Origin of the sequence: Streptomyces sp. NPDC047072 (genome assembly GCF_040643855.1) — a bacterium.
Classification (GTDB): Bacteria; Actinomycetota; Actinomycetes; order Streptomycetales; family Streptomycetaceae; genus Streptomyces.
In genome coordinates, this window is record NZ_JBEYVC010000005.1 from 71,937 (window position 1) to 95,155 (window position 23,219).

The following is a 23,219-nucleotide window of genomic DNA, read 5'->3' on the forward strand; positions in this document are numbered from 1 at the left end:
TCACTCTCCCCCGCGCCGGACGGAGTTGCCCTGGAAGCTGGACTCCTCGTCGGGCTTGGGCTCCTCCAGGTCGAGGCGGCCGCTCTGCCCGTAGAAGGTGACGGGGTTGCGCCACATCACCCGGTCCACGGCGTCCTCGTCGAACCCTGCGGCGGCCATCGCGTCGGCCGTCTTCCTGGTCTTGAGCGGGTCCGAACGTCCCCAGTCCGCCGCCGAGTTGACCAGTACCCGCTCGGTGCCGACGTCCTGGAGGATCGCGACCATGCGGTCCTCGCTCATCTTGGTTTTCGGGTAGATCGAGAACCCGGCCCAGCAGCCGCTGTCGAGGACCATGCCGACGGTGAGTTCGTTGAGGTGGTCCAGGACCACGAGTTCGGGCGCTATTCCCGACTCCCGTACGACGTCCAGGGTCCGTCTGGTGCCCGCCGCCTTGTCGCGGTGCGGGGTGTGCACGAGGGCGGGCAGGCCGTGGTCCAGGGCGAGTTGGAGCTGCCGGGCGAGCGCCTCGTCCTCCTCGGGGGTCATCGAGTCGTAGCCGATCTCTCCGACGGCGACGACCCGGTCCTTGGCGAGGTAGCGGTCGAGTTCGTCGAGGACCGGGGTGCAGCGCTGGTCGTTCGCCTCCTTGGGGTTGAGGGCGATCGTGCAGAAGTGCTGGATGCCGAACTGCGCGGCACGGTACGGCTCCCAGCCGAGCAGCGCGTCGAAGTAGTCGTAGAAACTCTCGGGCGAGGTGCGGGGCTGGCCCTGCCAGAAGGCGGGCTCGACGACGGCGCGCACTCCGGCTGCGTACATCGCCTCGTAGTCGTCGGTGGTGCGGGAGCTCATGTGGATGTGGGGGTCGAAGATGCGCAAGGGTCAGGCCTCTTCCTTGAGAGCGTGCCGGAGTTGGAGGGTCAGGAGGTCGGGAAAGACACGGACGAGGGGCGCGATGTCCCCCGGCACCTCGCGTCCGGCGGCGACGCGTTCCTGCGCGAAGTCGGCGAGCATCCGGGCGAGTTCGCGGTCCGCGCGGGTGGCGAGTCCGTGGACGCGTTCCAGCGGGATCTCGCAGAAGACGCACTTCAGCACGGCCTGACGGAACTCGGCGTCCGGCAGGTGCCGGGTCGCGAAGGGGCCGAGCGCGGCCTCGATCAGGGTGGTGTCGTTGCCGCGCAGGGCCTCGCGGACGAGCGGGAGGGCCAGGTCGTCCACGTCGAGGAGCGGCAGCGAGCGGAGCACGGCGCGCTGTTCGGCCGGGTCGCCGTGCCGGTACAACCCGGCGACCTCCGCGACGAGTTCGGGGCCGCGCAGGGGCAGCGCGGTGAGCAGTACGGCGCGGGCCGCCTCGTCGACACTCCAGTGGGTATCGAGCGGGGAACGGCCGCAGCGCCTGCGGGCGGCCGGGAAGAGACGGCGGATCGCGGCGTGGTCGGCGGTGATCGCGTCGACGGCTTCGTCGAGCCAGGAGCGGGCGTCCGTATCGAGGGCTGTGGGCAGGTCGGGGCGTGGGTCTGTCGAGATCATGACACTCGCAGGTGCTGGGGTGGGCGGGGTGGCTAGGAGGCCGCGCGCAGGAACTCGATCGAGCGGCGGGCGATGTCGGGCGCGTCCAGCGCGCCGCCCTGGATCTCCACGGAGACCAGTCCGCGGTGGCCGAGTTCGCGCAGCGCGGCCAGCACGGGCGGGAAGTCGATCTCGCCGGCGCCGAGTTCGAGGTGCTGGTGGACACCGCGCCGCATGTCCTCGATCTGCACGTTGCGCAGGCGCGGGGCGGCCAGCCCGACACAGTCGAGCAGCGGGGCCGCCTCCACGCAGTGGGCGTGGCCGATGTCCAGGGTGAGGCCGAACAGCTCGTGTCCGCCGACCAGTTCGGCCAGGTGCAGACAGCGCTCGACGGTGTCCACGAACATGTACGGCTCGGGCTCGAAGGCCAGCGCCACGCCGTACCGCCGGGCCGTCTCCAGGACGGTTTCCACACCGGCCGCCAGCCGCTTCCACGCGTCCTGCTCCGGCAGCCCCTCGGGAGCCGGGCCGCTGCACAGGTGGACGGTGGGCGAGCCGAGGTCGGCCGCGATGCGCACGGCACGGCGCAGGAGATCGACGCGCTGCCCGGAACCGTCCGACATCAGCGTCGGCAGGTGCTTGCCCCACGGGTCGAGGAAGTAGGGGGCGCCGGTCTCGACGGTGACGCTCAGACCGTGCCGGTCGAGTCCACGGGCGAGGGCGGCCACACGCCGGGACAGGTCGTCGGCGTACGGGTCGAGGTGGATGTGGTCGAGCGTGAGGGCGACGCCGTCGTAGCCGAGGTCGGCGAGGACGACGAGGACGTCGGCGAGGCGGTGCTGGGTGAAGCCGTTGGTGCCGTAGCCGAATCTGAGGGGGGTGGATTTCATGGCGTCGGTCTCTGCCTGTGGGGTGGAGGACTCAGGTCGGGGATATACGGCGGGCCAGCCGGCGCGCGAGGGGATGGACGACACCGAGCACGGCACCCACGACCGGCGCCCCGGCCCGCGCGGCGAGCGCGGCCTGCAACGGCACCAGCCCGAGCACCCCGGCCCCGACGGCCCGCTGCAGATTCGCCCCGGAGGGCTCCCGTACGGCCCGCACCTGGGCGGCGCCGTAGGAACCGAGGTAGGCGAGGGCACCGGCGGCGGCCACGGCCGCGCCGAACTTGGCGGGGGGCGTGGGGAAAGCGGCGGGCTGCGACATCCCGGTGACGGTGGGCACGGCCTTGGCGCGCAGGCGTCCGACGAGGCCTGACGCGGCCGGGCCGTGCGACCGCCGACCGACTGCCGACGCAGCCACGCCGCGTAGAGGCGGCGTGGCGGCCGACGACGGCTCCCTCACGCCCCGTACGGCCTCGACGCCGGCAGTGCGGCACAGCGCCCGCACTGCCGGAAGAGCCGTCGCCACGACCGTCGCCGTCGAGGCCGCGAGGGTCGTGGCCGGTACCCGGGCGGGCGCGCCGGAGATCTCGTGGCGGCTGAGCGCCATCAGCGTGTAGGTGTGGGCGCCCACCAGGGCCGCGGGGACCGCGCCCCGGCGCAGGGCGGAGCCGGTGGAGCCGGTGCCCCCGGCCAGCGCCCCGGCGAGGACGTCCGCGGTGCGGGCCGCCGCCATCGTCGCGGCGCCCGCCGTGGAGGACTTGAGCCCGAGGTCGTACGCCCAGATCAGGCCCGTCAGGGGAAGCGCTCCGACGAGGCCCCGGCGGCCGCCCGTCAGGGCCGCGAGCCCGAGGCCCGCCGCGGTGAGGCCCTTTGCCACGGCGAACGCCGTCCGGCGCGGGATCCGTCCGGACGGGACGGGCCGCCCGGGCCGCTCCACGGCGTCGACGGTGGCGTCCGCGTAGTCGTTGAGGGCCATGCCGGCCCAGTAGAGGCAGACGGACGAGCCGATCGCGCCGAACACCCGGCGGTCCAGGGGGTTTCCGGCCGCGGCCGCACCCGCGAGGATGTCGCCGGGGACGCTCAACGCGGCCGGTGCCCGCACGAGTTGGGCCAGGTCACCGAGGCGCACGACCGACCCGGACCCGAGGCGGAATTCCGCTGTCCGATCTTCCATGACCGCACCCTACGTGCGCGGTTTGGACTTTTCAGGAGGTGAACGTGGGTGAAGGCAGTGACAAATCAGACACGCATTTCGCTCAACCCATGGCGCTGAACTGTTGCACCTGTGCACTTCTTGTGGACCTCAGGCCTCCTGCCGCAACCGCCGCCACACCGCCTTCGCGGCGTTGTGTCCCGACATGCCGTGCACGCCCGGACCCGGCGGGGTGGCCGAGGAGCAGATGAACACGGCCGGATGCGGGGTGCCGTACGGGAACAGGCTCAACTTCGGCCGCAGCATGATCTGGAGTCCGCTCACCGCGCCGGAACCGATGTCACCGCCGACGTAGTTCGCGTTGCGCACGGCGAGTTCGGGCGGTCCCGCGGTGGCCCGGGCGAGCACCCGGTCGCGGAACCCCGGTGCGAAACGCTCCAGTTGACGCTCCATCACCTCGGTGAGGTCGCCGGTCCAGTCGCTCGGGACATGGCCGTACGCCCAGAAGACGTGCTTGCCCGCCGGGGCCCGGCCCGGGTCGACGACGCTGGGCTGCACGGTGATCATGAACGGCCGGTCCGGCGCGCGGTTCTGCCGGGACGCGGCCCTGAGCGCGGTCCCGATCTCCGCGCTGTCGGCCCCGATCTGCACGGTGCCCGCCGCGCGCGCCTCCTTCGCGGTCCACGGCACCGGGCCGTCGAGCGCGTAGTCGACCTTGAAGACGCCCGGGCCGTAGCGGTAGCCCTCGTAGTAGCGGCCGAAGCCGGCGATCCGTGCCAGCGCGGTGGGCGAGGTGTCGAAGACGTACGCGCGCGCGGGCGGCAGGTCGTCGAGCCGCTTGACCTCGTAGTCGGTGTGGACGCTGCCGCCGAGGTCCGTCAGATACGCGGCGAGCGCGTCGGAGATCGCCTGCGAGCCGCCGCGGGCCACGGGCCAGCCGCGGGCGTGGGCGGCGAGCGCGAAGACCAGGCCGATGGCGCCGGTGGCGAAGCCGCCGAGCGGGGCCATGACATGCCCGACGAGACCGGCGAACAGGGTCTTCGCCCGCTCGTCCCGGAAGCGGCGCATCAGCCAGGTCGACGGGGGCAGGCCCGCGAGGCCGAAGCGGGCGAGGGTGACCGGGTCGCGGGGCAGCGCGGTCAGCGGCAGGGACATGAAGTCCCGGGCCAGGGTGTCCCACTTGGACAGGAACGGCTCGACGAGCCTGCGGTACGCGCCCGCGTCACGCGGCCCGAACGAGGCGGCCGTCTCGGCGACCGAGCGGGACAGCACGGCGGCGGTGCCGTCGAGGAAGGGGTGGGCCATGGGCAGGTCGGCGTGCAGCCACTCCAGGCCGTACCGCTCCAGGGGCAGGGCGCGGAAGGCCGGGGAGTTGATGCCGAGGGGGTGGGCGGCCGCGCACGGGTCGTGCAGGAAGCCCGGCAGGGTCAGCTCCTCGGTGCGCGATCCCCCGCCGACGGTGCCCTTCGCCTCGAAAACCGCCACGGAGAAGCCGCGCCGGGCCAGCTCCACGGCGGCCGTCAGTCCGTTCGGCCCCGCACCCACCACGACCACATCGAGCATCGACGGCACCTTCGGACCCCTTCGTCAGCCGATGGCCAGAGGATCAGGATATGCCGGGGCACCGACAGGCCCGGGGCTCGGGGGCAAGTCGGGGGTGGAGACACCGGGTGCCGACGCTTCACCGCCCCGTCGGTTCAACCCCCGGCTGCCAACAACCCCCGCACCCGACGGGCCGTGCCCGCGTCCCTCGCCGCCGTGAACGGCAGGGTGTTGCCTCCCGTGATCCGGAACGGTTCGCCGCTGCGCGTGAGGTGTGCGCCGCCCGCCTCCTCGACGAGGAGCAGACCGGCCGCGTGGTCCCAGGCCAGCTCCCAGGAGAACGCCACGGCGTCCAACTCGCCCCGCGCGACGGCGAGATACTCCAGACCGGCCGAGCCGCAGGCCCGCGGCGCGACACCGTCGGTCCACAGCCCCAGCAGGGCCCGCTTCTGGTCGTCCGTCGTGTAGTCGGGGTGGGAGGTCGCCACCCGGAGGTCCGCCCCCGGCTCCGGCGCCCCCGCGCGCAGCCGCTCGCCGTCCAGGTACGCACCCCGGCCGCGTATCGCCGTGGCCATCCGGTCCTGGGCGGGTGCGTACGTCCAGGAGGCCAGCAGCGCCCCGCGCCAGGCCAGCGCGATCAGCGTGCAGAAGCCGACGTCACCGTGGACGAACTGCCGTGTCCCGTCGACCGGGTCGACGATCCACACCGGGGCGTCGCCATGGATCGCCTCGTACGTCAGCGGATCCGCGTGCACCGCCTCCTCCCCGACCACGACGGACCCGGGCAGCAGCTCGCCGAGCGCCTCGGTGAGATACCGCTCGGCCAGCCGGTCGGCGTCCGTCACCAGGTCGTGCGGCGCGCTCTTCTGGTCGACCTCGTGCGCGGCGAGCCGGCGGAAGCGCGGCATGATCTCGGCCGCCGCGGCCTTGCGCATCGCCTCTTCCACGTCGCCCGCGTGCCGGTCGAGAAACTCGTCGATGGTTTCCGTGTCTTCGATCATGACTCCATGAGAGCACGCGGGTCTGACAATCCCCACCCGGCCGGTGGACGCCGGATGGAATCGCCGTGAACTCCCGGCCCCCGACCAAGCGGGAGGCACCACGGGCTGACGGAGCCGAGGGCCGGCCGGGCTGGGGGCCGGAGGTCAGCAGGGCAGGGGCCGGGCGTCAGCGGACCTGGGGGCCGGGGGTCAGCGGACCTGGGGGCCGGGGGTCAGCGGACCTCGGGGCCGAGGGTCAGCGGACCTCGGGGCCGAGGGTCAGCGGACCTCGGGGCCGGGGGTCAGCGAGTCATCGGGCCAGCAGGTCAGCAGGTCAGCAGGTCAGCAGGTCAGCAGGTCAGCAGGTCAGCAGGTCAGCAGGTCAGCGTCCCACCGCGTACCCCTGCATCCCCCGCGGATTCGCGGCCGCCGACAGGATCCCGGTCTCCGGGTCCCGGGCGACCGCGCACAGCCGCCCCTCCGACCACGCCTCGCCCACGGTCACGTCGTGCCCGCGGCGGCGCAGCTCCGCCACCACGTCCGGGTCCGTGCGCGCCTCGACGGTGACGCTGCCGGGCCGCATGCCGCGCGGGTAGAAGGAGCCGGGGAAGCTGTCGTTGTGCCAGTTCGGGGCGTCGATCGCGCCCTGGAGGTCGAGCCCGCCGCGCACCGGCTCGCGCAGGGCGACGGCCAGGAAGAAGTGCAGCTGCCACTGGTCCTGCTGGTCCCCGCCGGGCGTACCGAAGGCCAGCACCGGGACGCCGTCGCGCAGGGCGATCGAGGGCGTGAGCGTGGTGCGGGGGCGGCGGCCGGGGGTGAGGGAGTTCGGCAGCCCCTCCTCCAGCCAGGTCATCTGGAGCCGCGTCCCGAGCGGGAAGCCGAGTTCGGGCACGACGGGGTTGGACTGGAGCCAGCCACCACTGGGCGTGGCGGAGATCATGTTCCCCCACCGGTCGACGACGTCGAGGTGGCAGGTGTCGCCCCGGGTGCCACCATCGGCCCCGACCTCCGGCTCCCCCGGCACCGGCGAAGTCGGCCTCTTCGCCACCGTCGGCTCGCCCACCCCCATCGGGTTGAAGTCGGGATCCTCGCCGACCACCACCTCCGCGTGCGCGCTGAGCCGCGGCACCCTCCCCCCAGGACTGCCCGGCCTCAGCTCGTACGACGCCTTGTCGCCGATCAACGCCCGCCGCCCCGCGTTGTACTCCGGCGACAGCAGCTCCCCGACCGGCACCTCCCCCGCGTCCCCGTACCAGGCCTCCCGGTCGGCCATCGCGAGCTTGCAACCCTCGACCAGCAGATGGACGTACTCCGCAGACCCGTACCGCGGCAACTCGGGCGGGAGCAGGGCCAGTTGCTGGAGAAGCACCGGCCCCTGGCTCCAGGGCCCGGCCTTGCACAGCGTCCAGCCGTTCCAGTCGTACGTCGCCGGCGCCTCGTAGCTCGCGGACCACCCGGCGAGATCGGCGGCGCTCAGCGTGCCGGTGTGCCGCGAGCCGCTGGTGTCGAGCGTGGGCCGCCCGGCCTGCCGTACGAGCGCCTCGGCGATGAACCCGGTGCGCCACACCGCGCGCGCCGCCTCGATCTGCGCGACCCGGTCCCCCGCACCGGCCACCTCGTCGAGCAGTCGCTTCCAGGTGGCGGCGAGGGCGGGGTTGCGGAACGGCTCGCCGGGCCGCGGTGCCTTGCCGCCGGGCAGATACACCTCCGCCGACGAGGTCCACTCCGTCTCGAACAGCTCTCGTACGCTCTCGACGGTCGCGCCGACGTTCTCCACGGGCGTGTGCCCGTCCTCGGCGTATCCGATCGCGTACCTCAGCACCTCCGCAAGGGACTTGGTGCCGTGGTCGCGCAGCAGCAGCATCCACGCGTCGAAGGCGCCGGGGACGGCGGCCGCGAGCGGGCCGGTGCCGGGCACCAACTCCAGCCCGAGCGACCGGTAATGGGCGACGGACGCCCCCGCCGGTGCCACGCCCTGCCCGCACAGCACCCGCACCTCGCCCCCGGCCGGCGCGAGCAGGATCGGCACCTCGCCCGCGGGCCCGTTGAGGTGCGGTTCGACGACGTGCAGCACGAACGCGCCGGCCACCGCCGCGTCGTACGCGTTGCCGCCGCCCTCCAGCACCGCCATCGCCGACTGCGAGGCCAGCCAGTGGGTGGAGGAGACCATGCCGAAGGTGCCCTGGAGGGTCGGCCGGGTGGTGAACGACATCTCTCACCTCGCGGGTCGGACGCGCCCCGGCCGGTCCGGGGCGAGCGCCTGCGACGATCCTTTCATCCCCCACGGATCGGCGCCTACGAAGATTTTGCGATCACCCAAGAACTCCATGAACCGCCTCCCACCTGCACTGAGTCCCCTATGCCCGATTGTCCGGACCCTCGGTAACCCTGAGTTCACCTGTCTTCTCTTCCTGTGCGTTCTACGCGCGTGGTGTCCTGCACGCGCCCGCTACCCCCCGGCGGGCCCAACTCGACCAGGAGTCACGCATGTTGTCGAAGGTCCTCGCCCGCGCGGGTGTCGCGCTCGCCGCCGGTGCCGCCGTGCTCGCCACGTCCGTCCCCGCCAACGCCGCGACCTACACCGCCTTCGCCTTCTCGCAGAGCGGCACCACCCAGCCGACCATCTACGACTTCATCAACTCGGCCACCACCTCCCTCGACATGACGATGTACGAGCTGGAGGACACCACCGCCGTCAACGACCTGATAGCCCTGAAGAACAAGGGCGTCACCGTCCGGGTGGTCCTCGACAACGCCCACCAGTCGGCGAACAGTTCGGCGTACACGGCGCTCACCAACGCCGGTGTGGGTGTGGTGTGGTCGCCGTCGACGTTCGTCTACACCCACCAGAAGACGATCACCGTGGACGGCACCAAGTCGCTGGTGCTGACCGGGAATCTGACCTCGCAGTACTACGCGACCGGCCGCGACTACGGCGTCTTCACCGACGACACCCGCGATGTCGCCGCGATCGAGAAGGTGTTCAACGCGGACTACGCCGGCACCGCGATCACCCCGACCGACGGCGACCACCTGCTCTGGTCGCCGACCGACTCGCGCAGTCGGCTGGTGTCCGTCATCAACGCCGCCACCAAGACGCTCGACGTCCAGGAACTGGAGTTCAGCGACAGCACGGTGGTCAACGCGATCGTGGCGCGGGCGAAGGCGGGCGTGAAGGTGCGGATCGTCCTGGAGACCCCGGGCGACTACGCGAGCGAGGTCTCCGCGGTCGAGGCGGCGGGCGGCACGGTCGTCGGCTACTCCGACCCGAACGGCTTCTACATCCACGCCAAGGCCATGGTCGCCGACTACGGTCTGTCCACCCAGGAGGTGGAGGCGGGCTCGATGAACATCAGCAGCAACTCCCTCTCCAACAACCGGGAGTTGGGCATCATCCTCACCGGCACCGGAGTCGCCCAGTCGGTGGCCACGACCATCGAGACCACCTTCAACAGCGATTACGCGGGCGGTACCGCGGCCTGATCGCCGGCGGTCAGGTCCGACGCGTGCCCGCCGTGAGCAGGTGTCCGCTCACGCCGAGCAGCGTCGGCTCGGACTCGATGTGCCGGCTCGCCGCGAGGACGGCCTCGCGCCGGGCGGGGTCGTCCAGCCACTCCTCGACCCCGCCCATCAGCCAGGCGGCACCCTCGACGCCGTACTGCCCCTCGACCGCGAGGCCCGCGTCCGTGAACTCCGCGCGCACGGCGTCCGGTTGGGCGAAGTGGGCGACGGTGAAGAACCCGTCGTCGTGGTAGCCGTGCCGGCCCTCCTCGGCCAGTACGGCATCCGTCCACTCCCGGTGTGCCGGGACGAAGTACCGCTCCTCCCGCAGCAGGTCGTGCAGTTGCGCGTACCGGTTGATGGTGGCCGCGACCACCAGCCCGTCCGGCCGTACGACCCGGCGCGCTGCCGCCAACGCCCTTACCCGGTCCGTCTGTTCGGGCAGGTGGTACAGCGGCCCCAGCATCAGCACCACGTCGTACGAGGCGTCGGCCGCGTCGAGCGAACGGGCGTCACCGAGACGGGCGGTCACCCCCGGCAGCCGGGACGCCTGCTCGACGTGGAGCGGTACGGGATCGACGAGCGCGACCTCGTAACCGTCCGCGGCGAGCCACTCCGCGTGCACCCCGCTGCCGCCGCCGACGTCGAGGATCCGCGCGGGCGCCTCGGGCAGCAGCCTGCGCAGCACGTCCTGGGTTCGCCAGAACTCCAGCCGCCCGGCGGGGGCGCCGCCTTCTCTGAGGCGAGCGTCCTCCTCGCCCCGGGCGTAGTAGGCGAGGATCTCCTCGTGCACCTGCGGGGCTGTCTCCGTGTACATCTGCGGGGCCGTCTCCGTGTGCGCCCGCGGTGTCGTCTCCGTCATCGCCCCAGGGTGCTGATCTCCGGCGACCGCGGGCAACGGGTTATCCGGAGCCGCGGGCCGTCACCAGCCCCGACTCGTAGGCGAACACGACGAGTTGGGCGCGGTCCCGGGCGCCCAGCTTGGTCATCGCGCGGCTGACGTGGGTCTTGGCCGTGAAGGGGCTGATGACCATGTGCTCGGCGATCTCCTCGTTGGTCAGACCGCGGGCGGCGAGGGCGGTGACCTCGCGTTCGCGGCGGGTGAGGCACTCCAGGCCGGGCGCGGTGGCCCGGTCCGGCGGCCGGGAGACGAACTCGCCGATGAGGGTGCGGGTGACGGAGGGGGACAGCAGGGCCTCGCCCCGGGCCACCACTTCGATGGCCTGCAGGAGGTCGGCCGGTTCGGTGTCCTTGAGCAGGAAGCCGCTCGCGCCCGCCCGCAGCGCCTCGAAGACGTACGCGTCGAGGCCGTAGTTGGTGAGGATCACCACCCGCACCCCGGTCAGCCGCGGATCCTCGGCGATCCGCCGGGTCGCCTCGATGCCCGTCATCACCGGCATCTGTACGTCGATCAGCGCGATGTCCGGCACCTGAGCGCGGACCAGCTCCACGCCCCGCTCCCCGTCCACCGCCTCCCCGACCACCTCGATACCGTCCTCGGCGTCGAGCAGGGCACGGAACCCGGCCCGCATCAGCGCCTGGTCGTCGACGAGCACGACCCTGATCACACCGGCTCCTCGACGAACGCCATCCGCATCACGCCGCCTCCCCGAGAAAGCGCCGCCCGCATCACACCGTCTCCCCGACGGAGCGCCGCCCGATTCACACCGGCTCCTTCAGGGCCGCCGCCCCCGCCTCCAGCGGCAACCGTGCGCACACCGAGAAGCCGCCCTCCGCACGCGGCCCCGTGTGCAGCGTGCCGCCCAGGGCCGCGACCCTCTCGCGCATACCGGTGAGTCCGTGGCCGGGCACCGACGGGCGGCTCGGCCGGCCCGCGCCGTCGTCCTCCACCCGGACCATCATGTCGCCCTCGGCGTAGGCGAGTTCGACCCGCACCTTGGCCTGTCCGGCGTGCCGTGCCGCGTTGGTGAGCGCCTCCTGGACGATCCGGTAGACGGCCCGGTCCAGCGGCGCCGTCAGTGGTCGTTCCTCGCCCGTCACCGTCAGCTCCGCGGACAGCCCGGCCGCCCGGGCCCGCTCGACCAACTGTGCGGGCGTGCCGTTCGGTTCGTCGTCGCGCAGGATCTCCAGCGTGGCGCGCAGTTCCCTCATCGCCTCGCCGCCCGCCTCCTGGATGGCGAGCAGGGCGGGCGGCACCTCCTCGCCCCGCTTGCGGGCGAGGTGGACGGCCACGCCGGCCTGGAGCTTGACGATGGAGATGCTGTGGGTGAGGGAGTCGTGCAACTCCCTTGCTATGCGCAGGCGTTCCTCGCCCGCGCGGCGCAGCGCGGCCTCCTCCCGGGTGCGCTCGGCCTCCAGGGCGCGCTGTTCGGTCTGGCGCAGATACGCCTGCCAGTTGCGGTCGGCGAGCCCCGCCACCACCACGCACAGGAACCAGCCCGCGAGCAGCGCGGCCGTCCCGACACCACCCCGCGCGACGCCGAACGCGGTCAGGAAGACCCCGCTCGCCACGGCCGCCCAACCGCGGTGCCCGGCCTGGGCGGCGACGAGCACGGCGGCGAGGGCGGGCAGCGCGGCGAGCGGCCCCGGCTGGGCGTGCAGAACGTAGGCCACGGTGCTCGCCGTGGTCACGCCGAGCACCGCCATCGGGGCCCGCGGGCCGGCGTGGTGCAGGCCGAGGGCCACCGAACCGAGCACGATCAGCGCGTAGTCGACGGCGGTGGTGCCGTCGTCGAAGGCCGCCGTGGTCACCGCGAGGGCGCCGACCACGACCATCAATGCCGCGTCGGCGAGCCGCCTGTGTGTGGCCGAGTCGGCCCGGTACCCGCTCATCTGCGTAACGCTAGACCGCCGCGCCGACATCGGCGTCAGCCCTGTGGACAACTCCCGCACTACTCCCCCGGGAGTACTCCCCGGTCCGTCCCGGCCTCGCCGGAGCAGCGCCGACTCCGTCCGGTCGTACGACGACCACGGGCCCCCGGCGGGCGCACGCTGCTGTCCATGTCCACACCCTTCCGTCACACCGAGCCCCTGCCGCCCAGGTCCGCCGTCGGCCGCACCGCCGAGGTCTACGGTCAGATCGCCCGCGACTTCGGCATCGCCGAACCCTCGACCTTCGTGGTCCTCTCCTCCGCCCCCGACCTCCTCGCCGCCACCTGGGCGCTGCTGCGCGAGTCGATCGTCGCGGGCCCCGGCGGCCGTACCGGCAAGGAGCTGGCGGCGCTCGGGGTCTCGCTCGCCAACCGGTGCCCGTTCTGCGTGGACGCGCACACCGTGCTGCTGCACGCCACCGGCGACCACGCGCTCGCCGAGGGCATCGCCAAAGGGCGGCGGCCGCCGAACGAGGAGCACGCGCGCGTGCTGGAGTGGGGCAGGCGGTCCCGGGTCCCGGGCGGCCTCGGCGTCGGGCCGTACCCCTTCCCGCGCGAGGACGCGCCCGGCTACCTCGGTACCGCGCTCGCCTTCCACTTCATCAACCGGATCGCGTCCGCGCTGCTGACCGAGAACCTGCTGCCGGCGGGCGCCCAGCGGTTCCGCGCGGTCCGCTCTCTCGCGGGCCGCACCCTCGCCCGGACGGTCCGCCGTCCCGCCCTGCCGGGCACCTCCCTCGCCCTGCTCGACCCGCTCGACCCCGGCGAGGCCCCGGCGTGGGCGGCGGGCAGGCCCGTGGGTCTCGCGTACGCGGCACTGCTCCGGGCGGCCATGTCGGGCGCGGGACTCCTGGACCTCGACGACCAGGACCTCGTGGAGGAGGTCGTCCAGGACTGGGACGGGTCGCATCCCTCGCTCGTCCCGGACGTCTTCCCGGACCGCCGGGAGCGGCCCGGCGCCCGCCTCGTGCTGCTGGCCGCGCTCGCGCCGTACCGGATCACGGACGCGGACGTGGCGGCCTGGCGGCGGCCGGAGCACACCGACCAATGCCTGGTGCGTCTCGTGACATACGGTGCTTTCCTGGCTGTGGACCGCATAGAGAGCGCCTTTTGCACACAAATCACCCAACGGGCGGCGTAATCGCGGCCGTCGCCGTAACGGCGCCTGTACGGAGCGAGTTTCCGCTTCCGCCCCACAGGGAGTCGTGTGAAACTGACGTCCCGCCCGCAGTGCGGACCCCCTCCGCACCGTCCCCCACGAAATGCAGGCCGTGCGCTCTCTTTCCCTGCCGCTCGCTCTCACCGCGCGCATCTCGCCCGTCGTCGTCCTCGCCGCGGCGGGCTGGGCGCTGACCTCGGGCCCCGCCGCGCAGCCCGCCGCCGACAAGGACCCGGCGCCGAAGTCCGGCAGCGCGTCCCCCTCGGCCGAGGCGACGGAGGCGGCCTCCAAGCAGTACTCCGCCTCCCCCGCGCCCTGCGGCAGCGTCTCCGCGGCCACGCTCAAGTCGCTCGTGCCCGGCGCCAAGACGGCCGGCAAGGAGATCCCCTCGACCGACACCAAGCTGCGCCGCACCTGCTCGTGGAACGCGCTCAAGGGGTACGACTACCGCTGGCTCGACGTCTCCTTCGAGATCACGGAGTCCGAGGCGGAGGCCACCAAGTCGTACCAGGAGAACGTCAAGGAGAAGAGCGGCGGCGGCGATGTGCCGGGGGTCGGCGACGCGGGGTACTCCGTGGTGAACCTCACCACGGAGGACAAGCAGCAGACCCGCGAGGGCGTGGTGATCATCCGTTCGTCCAACGCGCTGGTGACGGTGACCTACAACGGCAGCGACTTCGAGTCGAAGAAGGCGCCGAGCACGGACGTGATCAACAAGGGCGCCATCAAGGCGGCCAAGGAAGCGGTCGCGGCGCTGGAGGGCGCCCGGTAGCACCGGCCGCCCTCCACGCGCGCGTGCCCGTCAGCCGGTGACGCCCTCCTGGGCCCTGCCCTTGGGCAGCATCAGGGCGACGTACAGCAGGAGCGAGGCGCCCAGGCCGACCGCCCAGCCGTAGTCGGCCAGCGGCTTGAGGAAGGGGATCAGGCCGTCGGTCGGGAAGGGGCCGGTCTTAACGCCCTTGGCGTCCACACCCGAGTACGAGCCGCCGACCGCGAGGAGACCGCCCACCACGAAGGCGACGATCGCCCGCCAGTTCCAGCCGTTGGTGTACCAGTAGCGGCCGCCGGGCGTGTAGAGGTCCGCGAGGTGCAGGACCGTGCGCCGGACGATCCAGTAGTCGGCGATGAGGATGCCCGCGACCGTGCCGAGCAGCCCGCCGACCACGCCGAGCCAGGTGAAGATGTAGAACTCCGGCGTCGAGATCAGCTTCCACGGGAAGATCAGCACCCCGACGACACCCGTGATCAGCGCGCCGGTACGGAAGTTGATGAGCTTCGGCGCCAGGTTCGCCAGGTCGTACGCCGGTGAGACCACGTTCGCCGCGATGTTCACGGAGATCGTGGCGACCAGCACGATGATCAGCGCGAAGAGCAGACCGAAGGCGTTGTCCGCCTTGGCGGCCAGCTCGACCGGGTCCCAGATCGCGGTGCCGTAGACGACCTCGGAGCCGGAGGTGACCAGCACCGCGAGGACCGCGAACAGCGTCATGGTCGTGGGAAGACCGAGGGACTGGCCCCACGTCTGCGCCTTCTGACTGGCACCGAAACGAGTGAAGTCAGGAATGTTGAGCGACAAAGTGGCCCAAAAGCCGATCATTCCCATGAGGGACGGGAAGAAGACCGGCCAGAAGTCGGGGCCCCAGCCGAGCTTGGACGGCTGGTCGAGCAGCGCGCCGAAGCCATCCGCCTTGACCGCGATCCAGATCAGCAGGACGAGCGCTCCGACGATCACGAAGGGCGCGGCCCAGTTCTCGAAGTGCCGCAGGAAGTCCATGCCCCGGTAGATGATCGCGATCTGCAGCGCCCAGAAGAGGACGAAACAGAGCCACAGCGGCCAGGGGTTGCCGGCGATCTTCCCGGCGTTCTCCCAGTGGCCCCCGGTGAGCTTGGAGCCCAGCGCGAAGATGCCGCTGCCGCCGATCCAGGTCTGGATACCGAACCAGCCGCACGCCACGGCCGCCCGGATCAGCGCCGGGATGTTGGCACCGCGCAGCCCGAAGGAGGCCCGGGCGAGCACCGGGAAGGGGATGCCGTACTTGGGTCCGGCGTGCCCGGTGGCCAGCATCGGCAGCAGCACGATGATGTTGGCCAGGGCGATGGTGAAGACGGCCTGCTTCCAGTCCATGCCGAGCGCGACCAGGCCGGAGGCCAGGGTCCAGCTGGGGATGCAGTGCGCCATGGAGATCCACAGGGCCGCGAAGTTGTACGTCGTCCACTTGCGCTCGGAGACCGGGACGGGACGCAGGTCCTCGTTGGCGAAGGGGCTGTCGGCGGGGAAGGCCTCGGGGCTGAGTTCTATACGACCGGTGGAGTCGGCGGACTGTGCTGTCGGCGACCCCGTGGGGACTGTTTCGGTCATGAGCAGGCCAATCGATCAGGACGGGACGGGAAAGGCCGTGCGGGGGCCTTGAACCCCTCTCCGCCCCGGGACGGCGGGGAGGAGAGGGGCGAACAAGGTGTGGGGGGAGGTCAGGCGTTGACGGCGGGGATGATCTTCGAGCCGTAGGCGTCGATGGTCGCTTCCTGGGCGTCGTGCATGTCGTAGACGGCGAACTGGTCGACGCCCAGCTCGCGCAGCGCGTGCAGCTTCTCGATGTGCTTCTCGACCGGTCCGATGACACAGAACCGGTCGACGATCTCGTCGGGCACGAAGGCGGTGTCGGGGTTGTCGGCACGACCGTGGTGCGAGTAGTCGTACCCCTCGCGGGCCTTGATGTAATCGGTGAGTTCCTGGGGGACCATGCCGCCGCCGGAGCCGTACTTCGACACCAGCTCGGCCACATGGTTGCCGACCATCCCGCCGAACCACCGGCACTGCTCACGCGCGTGGGCGAGCGCCTCGGGCGAGTCGTCCTCGGTGACGTAGGCGGGCGCGGCGACACAGATCTTGACGTCGGCCGGGTCGCGCCCCGCCGCCACCGCCGCGTCCTTGACCGCCTTCACCATGTACTCGGTGAGGTAGAGGTCGGCGAGCTGGAGGATGAAGCCGTCCGCCTCCTCGCCGGTCATCTTCAGCGCCTTCGGACCGTACGCGGCCATCCAGACGGGGAGTTCGGCGTCCTCCTTGATCCAGGGGAACCTGATCACCGTGCCGCCGAGGTCGGCCTCCTGGCCGGAGCCGAGCGCCTTGATGACCTTCATGGCCTCGCTGATCCGGGCCAGCGTGTTGGGAGTGCGGCCCGCGACGCGCATCGCGGAGTCGCCGCGGCCGATGCCGCAGACCGTGCGGTTGCCGAACATGTCGTTGAGGGTGGCGAAGGTGGAGGCGGTGACCTCCCAGGTGCGGGTGCCCGGGTTGGTGACCATCGGGCCGACCGTCAACTTCGAGGTGTTGGCGAGGATCTGACTGTAGATCACGAACGGTTCCTGCCACAGCACGGCGGAGTCGAAGGTCCAGCCGTAGGTGAAGCCGTTGCGTTCGGCCCGCTTCATCAGGCTGATGACCTTCGAGGCGGGCGGGTCCGTCTGGAGAACGAGTCCGAAGTCCATGGGCGCCACTCCTAGTTGAGGTACTGACAGGTGGAGCGGGGGGTGTAGGCGCCGTGCCCGGCGTGCCCGGTGTACTCCCGCTCGGTGATGACGAGTTCGCCGCGCGAGAGAACCGTCTCGACCCGGCCCATGAGGCGCTTTCCTTCGTACGCCGAGTAGTCGACGTTCATGTGGTGGGTCTCGGCGGAGACGATCTGCTCGGCGTTCGGGTCGTAGATGACGACGTCGGCGTCGGCGCCCGGGGCGATGGTGCCCTTCTTCGGGTACATGCCGAACATCCGGGCCGGGGTGGCGCACGCGATCTCGATCCAGCGGCGGCGGGTGATGTGCCCGTCGACGACGGCCTGGTGGAGCAGGTCCATGCGGTTCTCGACGCCGGGCAGGCCGTTGGGGATCTTCGAGAAGTCTCCGCGGCCGAGTTCCTTCTGACCGACGAAGCAGAAGGGGCAGTGGTCGGTGGAGACGACCTGGAGGTCGTTGGTCCTCAGGCCCTGCCACAGCTTGGCCTGATGTTCCTTCGGCCGCAGGGGAGTTGAGCACACGTACTTCGAGCCCTCGAAGTCCGGCTCCGCGAGGTTGTCCGTCGACAGGAACAGGTACTGCGGGCAGGTCTCGCCGAAGACGTTGAGCCCCTCGTCCCGCGCGCGTGCCAGCTCGGCCACTGCCTCCATGGCCGAGACGTGCACGACGTAGAGCGGGGCGCCGGCGACCTGCGCGAGCTTGATGGCGCGGTGGGTGGCCTCGGCCTCCAGGAGCGCCTTGCGGACCTCCCCGTGATACCTCGGATCCGTCTCGCCGCGGGCCAGCGCCTGCTCGACGAGGACGTCGATCGCGATGCCGTTCTCGGCGTGCATCATGATCAGTCCGCCGTTCTCGGCGGAGCGCTGCATGGCACGCAGGATCTGGCCGTCGTCGGAGTAGAAGACGCCGGGGTAGGCCATGAACTGCTTGAAGGAGGTGACCCCCTCCTCGACCAGCAGGTCCATCTCCTTGAGCGTCTCCTGGTTCACATCGGAGACGATCATGTGGAAGCCGTAGTCGATGGCGCAGTTGCCCTCGGCCTTGGCGTGCCAGGCGTCGAGGCCCTCGCGCAGGGAGTGGCCGACGCTCTGCACGGCGAAGTCGACGATGGTGGTCGTACCGCCCCAGGCGGCGGCCCGGGTGCCGGTCTCGAAGGTGTCGGAGGCGAAGGTGCCGCCGAAGGGCAGCTCCATGTGGGTGTGGGCGTCGACGCCACCGGGGATGACGTACTTCCCGGTGGCGTCGATCGTGCGGTCCGCGGTCCAGCTCTGGGTACCGGGCACGGCGAGGGCGGCGATGCGGCCGTCCTCGATCAGCACGTCTGCGTGGATCTCGTCGGACGCGGTGATGACGAGACCACCGCTGATGACGGTACGGCTGCTCATGTTCCCTCTCCTGCCAGGGTGGTCGGTTCGGTCAGGGTGCGGTCAGCGGCGGGTAGGCGTCGGGACGGCGGTCGCGGTAGAACTGCCAGCGGTCGCGGACTTCCCGCAGCTTGGCCATGTCCAGGTCGCGGACGACGAGTTCGGTCTCCTTGTCGGAGGCCACCTCGCCGACGAACTGGGCCTCCGGGTCGACGAAGTACGTCGTCCCGTAGAAGTCGTTGTCGCCCAGCTCCTCGACCCCGACCCGGTTGATCGCGCCGACGAAGTACTCGTTGGCGACCGCTGCGGCCGGCTGCTCCAGCTGCCACAGGTAGGCGGACAGACCGCGCGAGGTGGCCGACGGGTTGAAGACGATCTCGGCACCCGCGAGGCCCAACGCCCGCCAGCCCTCCGGGAAGTGGCGGTCGTAGCAGATGTAGACACCGATCTTCCCGACCTTGGTGTCGAAGATCGGCCACCCCAGGTTGCCGGGGCGGAAGTAGAACTTCTCCCAGAATCCCGGGACTTGGGGGATGTGGTGCTTGCGGTACTTGCCGAGGTACGAGCCGTCCGCGTCGATCACGGCGGCGGTGTTGTAGAGGACGCCGGGCTGCTCCTCCTCGTACATCGGCAGGATCAGGACGATGCCCAACTCCTTGGCGAGCGCCTGGAACCGCTGAACGATCGGCCCGTCCGGGATCTGCTCGGCGTACTCGTAGAACGCCTTGTCCTGGACCTGGCAGAAGTACGGCCCGTAGAACAGCTCCTGGAAGCACAGGACTTGAGCACCCTGCGCGGCCGCATCGCGCGCCGCCTGCTCGTGTACCTGGATCATCGACTCCTTGTCGCCCGTCCACGCGGTCTGGAAGAGGGCGGCACGAATCACTCTGCTCATCGGGACCTCCGGTCGCTCGGTGTGCGAGAAGACTAGGAAGTCCGAAAACCAGCTTTGAGTTGCACGGTGTCACGTCTGCGAGGGCCGGGCGTGTCACCGTGTCACTCTTTCGCGGGCCCATGTTTCACCGCCGTTTTCCCAGGTCATGGCATGTTTCAGCTCTGTTGCGCGTCGTGTGCGAGGAGGGCGATGTGCACGGAGGCGGCCTGCTCGAAGTCGTCGAGGTCGACGCCGAGCCGGGTCTGTATCGCTTCGAGGCGCCGGTAGAGCGCGGGACGCGAGACGTGGTGGAGTTGGGCGGTGCGGGACTTGTTGCGGCCGGTGGCGAGATAGGTGCGGAGCACGGCCAGCAGATCGTCGCCGGCGGCACACAGCAGCCCGTCCAACTCCCTCTCCGCGAAGGACTGCACATGCGGGTCGTCCCTCAACAGCCTGATCAGGCCCCGGAGATGGACATCCCGCAACCGCACCACCGGAGGAAGGTCGAGCACGGGCGCCGAGTCCGCCACGGCGTCGGCGACATGCCGGGCCTCCCGCATACCGGCGGGCACGTCGTCCCAGGCCGTCCGAGGATCGGCCGCGGCCACCACCGTCCGCCCCAGCCGCGCCGCGAAGTTGGCCGTGAGCACGGCGGCGTCCTGGTCCCGCGCCAGGCTCAGCAGCACGGCGGTGGCCCCGTCCGCGAGTTCGGCGACGATCCCGGGCAGCCCCAACAGCCGTAGCACCCGGTCGAGTTCGGCGGGATCGCCGTCCCGCACGACGAGCGGGACGAAGGTACGGCGATTGACGGGCAGTCCCGCCGCCCGCGCCCGCGGCAGCAACTGGCGTGCCGGTACGACGCCGCTCGCCAGGTCGGTCAGCAGGCTCTGCGCGGACTGCTCCTCCCAGGTGTGCGCGGAGTTCCCGCCGAGCATGCGGTGCAGGACGAGCGCCTCGGCGGCTCGGTCGGCGAGCAGCCGCCCCGTGGCGGTGTCGCCCCGGTAGCCGCACAGCATGATCTGCCCCCAGCGCTCCCCGCGCCCGCCCAGCTCGGCCCGGATCCAGCCGTCGCCCTCGCTGCCGCCGGCCTGCCGGGCGATGCGCTCCCAGTCGCGCAGCACGTCGTCGACGGCGGACCGCTCCCCCGCCGTGGCGAGGACGCGGTGCGCGAGGTTGGTGACGACGACGGGGCAGCCGCTGTGGTGGGCGATCTCGTCGAGGAGGCGCTGGAGCGGGGCGCCCGCGGTGATGAGCCCGGTGAGCGCGGTGCGCACGGACTCGGAGAGGCTGACGGCCGCGAACTTCCGCCGTACGAGCCGGGCTTGGACCTCCTCCGTCAACTCCGCGAAGGGGAAGGGCCGGTGGAGGACGACCATGGGCAGCCCGCACCGTTCGGCGGCCCGGCGCATCACGTCCGGCGGGGCCGGGAAGGCCCGGCCGAGTCCGAGGACGACGGCCGCGGCCTCCGCGCGGTGCAGGGACTGGATGTACTCGGCCTGCTTGCCCTCGTCCCCGGCGAGCAACACCCCGGTGGTGAGCACCATTTCACCGCCGGTGAGCATCACACCGACGTCGGGCGCCTCGGCGACGTGCACCCAGCGCACCGCCCGGTCGAGCTGGCTCGCCCCGGCCACCACCTCGGGCTCCCCGGCGAGGACCCGTTCCAGCGTCAGGACCTGGCGGACGGAGAGCGTGGGCTCCAGGGTGGTGACCATGGCGCTGTTTCCTTACTGCCGCGCTGCTACTGGATGCTCCGCAGAGCCTCTTCGAGGATCGCGGCGCCCTCCTCGGCCTCCGCGACGGTCAGGGACAGCGGCGGCGCGATACGCAGGGCGCTGGTGTCGTGGCCGCCGCCCTTGCCGATGAGCAGTCCGCCCTCGCGGCACGCCTCCAGCACGGCGGCGGCGCCCTCGGGATCGGCCTTGTCTGTGCCGGGCTTGACCAGCTCGACGCCGATCATCAGGCCGCGCCCGCGCACCTCCCGTACGCCGGGATGCTGCGCCGCGACCGCCCGCAGCCGCTCGATGAGCAGTCCGCCGACCCGTCGGGCGTTGCCCTGGAGGTCGTGCTCCAGCAGATACGTCAGGTTGGCGAGCCCCGCCGCCATGGTGACCTGGGTGCCGCCGAAGGTCGAAATGCTGTTGGAGTCCAGGCAGTTCATGATCTCGGCGCGGGCCACGACCCCGCCGATGGAGCTGCCGTTGCCGATGCCCTTGGCGAAGGTCAGGATGTCCGGTGGTCCGGACTGCGCGTGCGCCTGCCAGCCCCAGAAGTGGTCGCCGGTGCGGCCCCAGCCGGTCTGCACCTCGTCGGCGATCCACAGGATGCCGCGCTCGTTGAGCACCTCGCGGAAGGCGGCGTAGAGCCCGTCGGGCGGGGAGGTGAAGCCGCCGACGCCCTGGATCGGCTCGGCGATCAGCGCCGCGGGCGGGCGGGTGTGGCCGAGCAGGTCCTTGAGGTCGTCGACGCAGGCCGCGATGAAGTCGTCGTCGCTCAAGGAGGCGTACGGGCCGCGGGTCCGGACGCCGCCGTGGACGTACAGCGTCTGGAGCGGGGAGAGCGAGGTGGGCGACCAGCCGCGGTTGCCGGTGATGCCGACCGCGCTGAAGGAGCGGCCGTGGTAGCTGTTGCGCATCGCCAGGATCGTGTTGCTGCGCCGGTAGGCCGTCGCGAGCAGCAGGGCGGTGTCGTTGGCCTCGGTGCCGGAGGTGGTGAAGAACACCCGGGCGTCCGGGATGCCGCTCAACTGGGCGACTCGCTCGGCGAGTTCGACCATCGGCCGGTTGAGGTAGAGGGTCGAGGAGTGGATGATCCGCCCGGCCTGCTCGCTGACCGCCTTGGTGACCTCGGGCAGCGCGTGCGCGGTCATCGTGGTGAGGATGCCGCCGAAGAAGTCGAGGTACTTGTTGCCCTCGGCGTCCCAGACGTGCCGGCCCTCGCCGTGCGTGATCTCCAGCGGGTCCTCGTAGTAGAGGGCGAGCCAGTCGGGCAGGACGGCCCGGTGGCGTCCCAGCAGGTCCTCGGTCACGGCTGCACCAGCCCTTCGTAGGCGTCGGGACGGCGGTCGCGGTAGAAGGCCCACTGCTGCCGCACCTCGTCGATGAGGTCGAAGTCCAGGTCGCGGACGACGAGTTCCTCCTTGCTGTCACTGGCGGTCTCGCCGACGAACTGGCCGCGCGGGTCGACGAAGTACGACGTCCCGTAGAAGTCGTTGTCGCCGTACTCCTCCTGGCCGACCCGGTTGATGGCGGCGACGAAGTACTCGTTGGCGACGGCGGCCGCGGGCTGTTCGAGGCGCCACAGGTGGGAGGAGAGTCCGCGGTGGGTGGCGGACGGGTTGTACACCAACTGAGCCCCGCCCAGGCCGAGTTCCCGCCAGCCCTCGGGGAAGTGACGGTCGTAGCAGATGTACACGCCGACCTTGCCGACGGCCGTCTCGAAGACCGGCCAGCCGAGGTTGCCGGGCTTGAAGTAGTACTTCTCCCAGAACCCCTTGACCTGCGGGATGTGGTGCTTGCGGTACTTGCCGAGGACGCTGCCGTCGGCGTCGATGACGACCGCGGTGTTGTAGTAGAAGCCGGACTGCTCGACCTCGAAGACCGGGACGACGATCACCATGCCGGTCTCGCGGGCGAGATCCTGCATACGAAGCGTGGTGGGGCCGTCGGGGACGGGCTCGGCCCAGCGGTAGTGCTCCGGTTCCTGGACCTGACAGAAGTAGGGGGCGTTGAAGACTTCCTGGAAGCCGATGATCTTCGCACCCTGGCGGGCCGCCTCGCGGGCGTGTTCCTCGTGTTTCGCCACCATGGACTCGGTGTCGCCGGTCCAGGTGGCCTGGACCAGAGCGGCGCGTACGACGTTGGGCATGAGCTGCTCCTTCGGCGGGTCGTCAGAGCCTCTACGCCCGTAGACACAGCCGTAGAGGGATGAACGTAA

Annotated in this window: 20 protein-coding genes; 3 read left to right on the plus strand and 17 right to left on the minus strand. The window is 71.3% G+C overall.

The features are described 5' to 3' along the window. The 7 genes from ABZ896_RS03645 to ABZ896_RS03675 all read right to left on the minus strand — a co-directional run bounded on the left by ABZ896_RS03645 (position 1) and on the right by ABZ896_RS03675 (position 8,256). Complete coding sequence (locus tag ABZ896_RS03645) at positions 1–855, minus strand: TatD family hydrolase (RefSeq protein ID WP_360921273.1); 855 nt, start codon at positions 853–855, stop codon at positions 1–3. Between the two features lie 3 nt (positions 856–858). After that, on the minus strand, positions 859–1,506 hold the full coding sequence (locus ABZ896_RS03650) for an EboA domain-containing protein (protein WP_360921276.1): 648 nt from the start codon (positions 1,504–1,506) through the stop codon (positions 859–861). 32 nt (positions 1,507–1,538) lie between these two features. Further along, positions 1,539–2,375: a sugar phosphate isomerase/epimerase family protein gene (locus ABZ896_RS03655; RefSeq protein ID WP_360921279.1), complete on the minus strand. Its 837-nt coding sequence runs from the start codon at positions 2,373–2,375 to the stop codon at positions 1,539–1,541. Positions 2,376–2,406: 31 nt separating this feature from the next. After that, entirely contained in the window at positions 2,407–3,543 is a 1,137-nt protein-coding gene (locus ABZ896_RS03660) for an SCO3242 family prenyltransferase (RefSeq protein ID WP_360921281.1), read from the minus strand. A gap of 129 nt (positions 3,544–3,672) precedes the next feature. After that, entirely contained in the window at positions 3,673–5,085 is a 1,413-nt protein-coding gene (locus ABZ896_RS03665) for an NAD(P)/FAD-dependent oxidoreductase (protein WP_360921284.1), read from the minus strand. Between the two features lie 134 nt (positions 5,086–5,219). Further along, positions 5,220–6,065 carry an inositol monophosphatase family protein gene (locus tag ABZ896_RS03670; RefSeq protein ID WP_360921287.1) on the minus strand — a complete coding sequence of 282 codons (846 nt, stop codon included), beginning with the start codon at positions 6,063–6,065 and terminating at the stop codon, positions 5,220–5,222. 361 nt (positions 6,066–6,426) lie between these two features. Beyond that, positions 6,427–8,256 carry a gamma-glutamyltransferase gene (locus ABZ896_RS03675; RefSeq protein WP_360921289.1) on the minus strand — a complete coding sequence of 610 codons (1,830 nt, stop codon included), beginning with the start codon at positions 8,254–8,256 and terminating at the stop codon, positions 6,427–6,429. Positions 8,257–8,531: 275 nt separating this feature from the next. On the opposite strand from ABZ896_RS03675, the gene ABZ896_RS03680 reads away from it, so the two are divergent. Then, positions 8,532–9,527: a phospholipase D-like domain-containing protein gene (locus ABZ896_RS03680; RefSeq protein WP_360921292.1), complete on the plus strand. Its 996-nt coding sequence runs from the start codon at positions 8,532–8,534 to the stop codon at positions 9,525–9,527. A gap of 10 nt (positions 9,528–9,537) precedes the next feature. Here the strand turns inward: ABZ896_RS03680 and ABZ896_RS03685 are convergent, their stop codons facing one another. The 3 genes from ABZ896_RS03685 to ABZ896_RS03695 all read right to left on the minus strand — a co-directional run bounded on the left by ABZ896_RS03685 (position 9,538) and on the right by ABZ896_RS03695 (position 12,338). Continuing rightward, entirely contained in the window at positions 9,538–10,362 is an 825-nt protein-coding gene (locus tag ABZ896_RS03685; RefSeq protein ID WP_360921450.1) for a class I SAM-dependent methyltransferase, read from the minus strand. Positions 10,363–10,447: 85 nt separating this feature from the next. Continuing rightward, positions 10,448–11,113 (minus strand): response regulator transcription factor, encoded by a 666-nt coding sequence (locus ABZ896_RS03690; protein WP_360921295.1) that lies wholly within the window; start codon positions 11,111–11,113, stop codon positions 10,448–10,450. A gap of 94 nt (positions 11,114–11,207) precedes the next feature. Beyond that, positions 11,208–12,338 (minus strand): sensor histidine kinase, encoded by a 1,131-nt coding sequence (locus tag ABZ896_RS03695; protein WP_360921298.1) that lies wholly within the window; start codon positions 12,336–12,338, stop codon positions 11,208–11,210. Positions 12,339–12,506: 168 nt separating this feature from the next. Between ABZ896_RS03695 and ABZ896_RS03700 the strand changes: the two genes are divergently transcribed. Beyond that, positions 12,507–13,517, plus strand: coding sequence for a carboxymuconolactone decarboxylase family protein (locus ABZ896_RS03700; protein ID WP_360921301.1), 1,011 nt, complete (start codon positions 12,507–12,509; stop codon positions 13,515–13,517). 130 nt (positions 13,518–13,647) lie between these two features. Further along, positions 13,648–14,307: a hypothetical protein gene (locus tag ABZ896_RS03705; RefSeq protein ID WP_360921304.1), complete on the plus strand. Its 660-nt coding sequence runs from the start codon at positions 13,648–13,650 to the stop codon at positions 14,305–14,307. Positions 14,308–14,337: 30 nt separating this feature from the next. Here ABZ896_RS03705 and ABZ896_RS03710 read toward each other — a convergent pair whose 3' ends face one another. The 7 genes from ABZ896_RS03710 to ABZ896_RS03740 form a co-directional block, all read right to left on the minus strand. Next, on the minus strand, positions 14,338–15,894 hold the full coding sequence (locus tag ABZ896_RS03710; RefSeq protein WP_360921307.1) for an NCS1 family nucleobase:cation symporter-1: 1,557 nt from the start codon (positions 15,892–15,894) through the stop codon (positions 14,338–14,340). Positions 15,895–16,004: 110 nt separating this feature from the next. After that, the gene (locus ABZ896_RS03715) at positions 16,005–17,024 is read right to left on the minus strand and encodes a TIGR03842 family LLM class F420-dependent oxidoreductase (protein WP_360921310.1); all 1,020 of its coding nucleotides are present in this window, start codon (positions 17,022–17,024) and stop codon (positions 16,005–16,007) included. A gap of 11 nt (positions 17,025–17,035) precedes the next feature. Next, a complete protein-coding gene (gene hydA / locus ABZ896_RS03720; RefSeq protein WP_360921313.1) occupies positions 17,036–18,430 on the minus strand; it encodes a dihydropyrimidinase in 1,395 nt (464 codons plus the stop codon). A gap of 31 nt (positions 18,431–18,461) precedes the next feature. Further along, on the minus strand, positions 18,462–19,304 hold the full coding sequence (locus tag ABZ896_RS03725; protein ID WP_360921316.1) for a nitrilase-related carbon-nitrogen hydrolase: 843 nt from the start codon (positions 19,302–19,304) through the stop codon (positions 18,462–18,464). Between the two features lie 155 nt (positions 19,305–19,459). Next, entirely contained in the window at positions 19,460–20,998 is a 1,539-nt protein-coding gene (locus ABZ896_RS03730) for a PucR family transcriptional regulator (protein WP_360921319.1), read from the minus strand. Positions 20,999–21,024: 26 nt separating this feature from the next. Continuing rightward, positions 21,025–22,311: an aspartate aminotransferase family protein gene (locus tag ABZ896_RS03735; RefSeq protein WP_360921322.1), complete on the minus strand. Its 1,287-nt coding sequence runs from the start codon at positions 22,309–22,311 to the stop codon at positions 21,025–21,027. Continuing rightward, complete coding sequence (locus ABZ896_RS03740) at positions 22,308–23,150, minus strand: nitrilase-related carbon-nitrogen hydrolase (RefSeq protein WP_360921325.1); 843 nt, start codon at positions 23,148–23,150, stop codon at positions 22,308–22,310. Before ABZ896_RS03740 ends, ABZ896_RS03735 begins: the two co-directional genes overlap by 4 nt. Between the last annotated feature and the right edge of the window lie 69 nt (positions 23,151–23,219).

What these genes read in the sequence shown, in the direction of transcription:
- ABZ896_RS03650 (WP_360921276.1), bottom strand. Translation starts at nt 1,506, where the DNA reads ATGATCTCGACAGACCCACGCCCCGACCTGCCCACAGCCCTCGATACG.
- ABZ896_RS03655 (WP_360921279.1), bottom strand. Translation starts at nt 2,375, where the DNA reads ATGAAATCCACCCCCCTCAGATTCGGCTACGGCACCAACGGCTTCACC.
- hydA (WP_360921313.1), bottom strand. Translation starts at nt 18,430, where the DNA reads ATGAGCAGCCGTACCGTCATCAGCGGTGGTCTCGTCATCACCGCGTCC.
- ABZ896_RS03740 (WP_360921325.1), bottom strand. Translation starts at nt 23,150, where the DNA reads ATGCCCAACGTCGTACGCGCCGCTCTGGTCCAGGCCACCTGGACCGGC.
- ABZ896_RS03715 (WP_360921310.1), bottom strand. Translation starts at nt 17,024, where the DNA reads ATGGACTTCGGACTCGTTCTCCAGACGGACCCGCCCGCCTCGAAGGTC.
- ABZ896_RS03675 (WP_360921289.1), bottom strand. Translation starts at nt 8,256, where the DNA reads ATGTCGTTCACCACCCGGCCGACCCTCCAGGGCACCTTCGGCATGGTC.
- ABZ896_RS03685 (WP_360921450.1), bottom strand. Translation starts at nt 10,362, where the DNA reads ATGTACACGGAGACAGCCCCGCAGGTGCACGAGGAGATCCTCGCCTAC.
- ABZ896_RS03710 (WP_360921307.1), bottom strand. Translation starts at nt 15,894, where the DNA reads ATGACCGAAACAGTCCCCACGGGGTCGCCGACAGCACAGTCCGCCGAC.
- ABZ896_RS03700 (WP_360921301.1), top strand. Translation starts at nt 12,507, where the DNA reads ATGTCCACACCCTTCCGTCACACCGAGCCCCTGCCGCCCAGGTCCGCC.
- ABZ896_RS03725 (WP_360921316.1), bottom strand. Translation starts at nt 19,304, where the DNA reads ATGAGCAGAGTGATTCGTGCCGCCCTCTTCCAGACCGCGTGGACGGGC.
- ABZ896_RS03660 (WP_360921281.1), bottom strand. Translation starts at nt 3,543, where the DNA reads ATGGAAGATCGGACAGCGGAATTCCGCCTCGGGTCCGGGTCGGTCGTG.
- ABZ896_RS03730 (WP_360921319.1), bottom strand. Translation starts at nt 20,998, where the DNA reads ATGGTCACCACCCTGGAGCCCACGCTCTCCGTCCGCCAGGTCCTGACG.
- ABZ896_RS03670 (WP_360921287.1), bottom strand. Translation starts at nt 6,065, where the DNA reads ATGATCGAAGACACGGAAACCATCGACGAGTTTCTCGACCGGCACGCG.
- ABZ896_RS03680 (WP_360921292.1), top strand. Translation starts at nt 8,532, where the DNA reads ATGTTGTCGAAGGTCCTCGCCCGCGCGGGTGTCGCGCTCGCCGCCGGT.
- ABZ896_RS03665 (WP_360921284.1), bottom strand. Translation starts at nt 5,085, where the DNA reads ATGCTCGATGTGGTCGTGGTGGGTGCGGGGCCGAACGGACTGACGGCC.
- ABZ896_RS03695 (WP_360921298.1), bottom strand. Translation starts at nt 12,338, where the DNA reads ATGAGCGGGTACCGGGCCGACTCGGCCACACACAGGCGGCTCGCCGAC.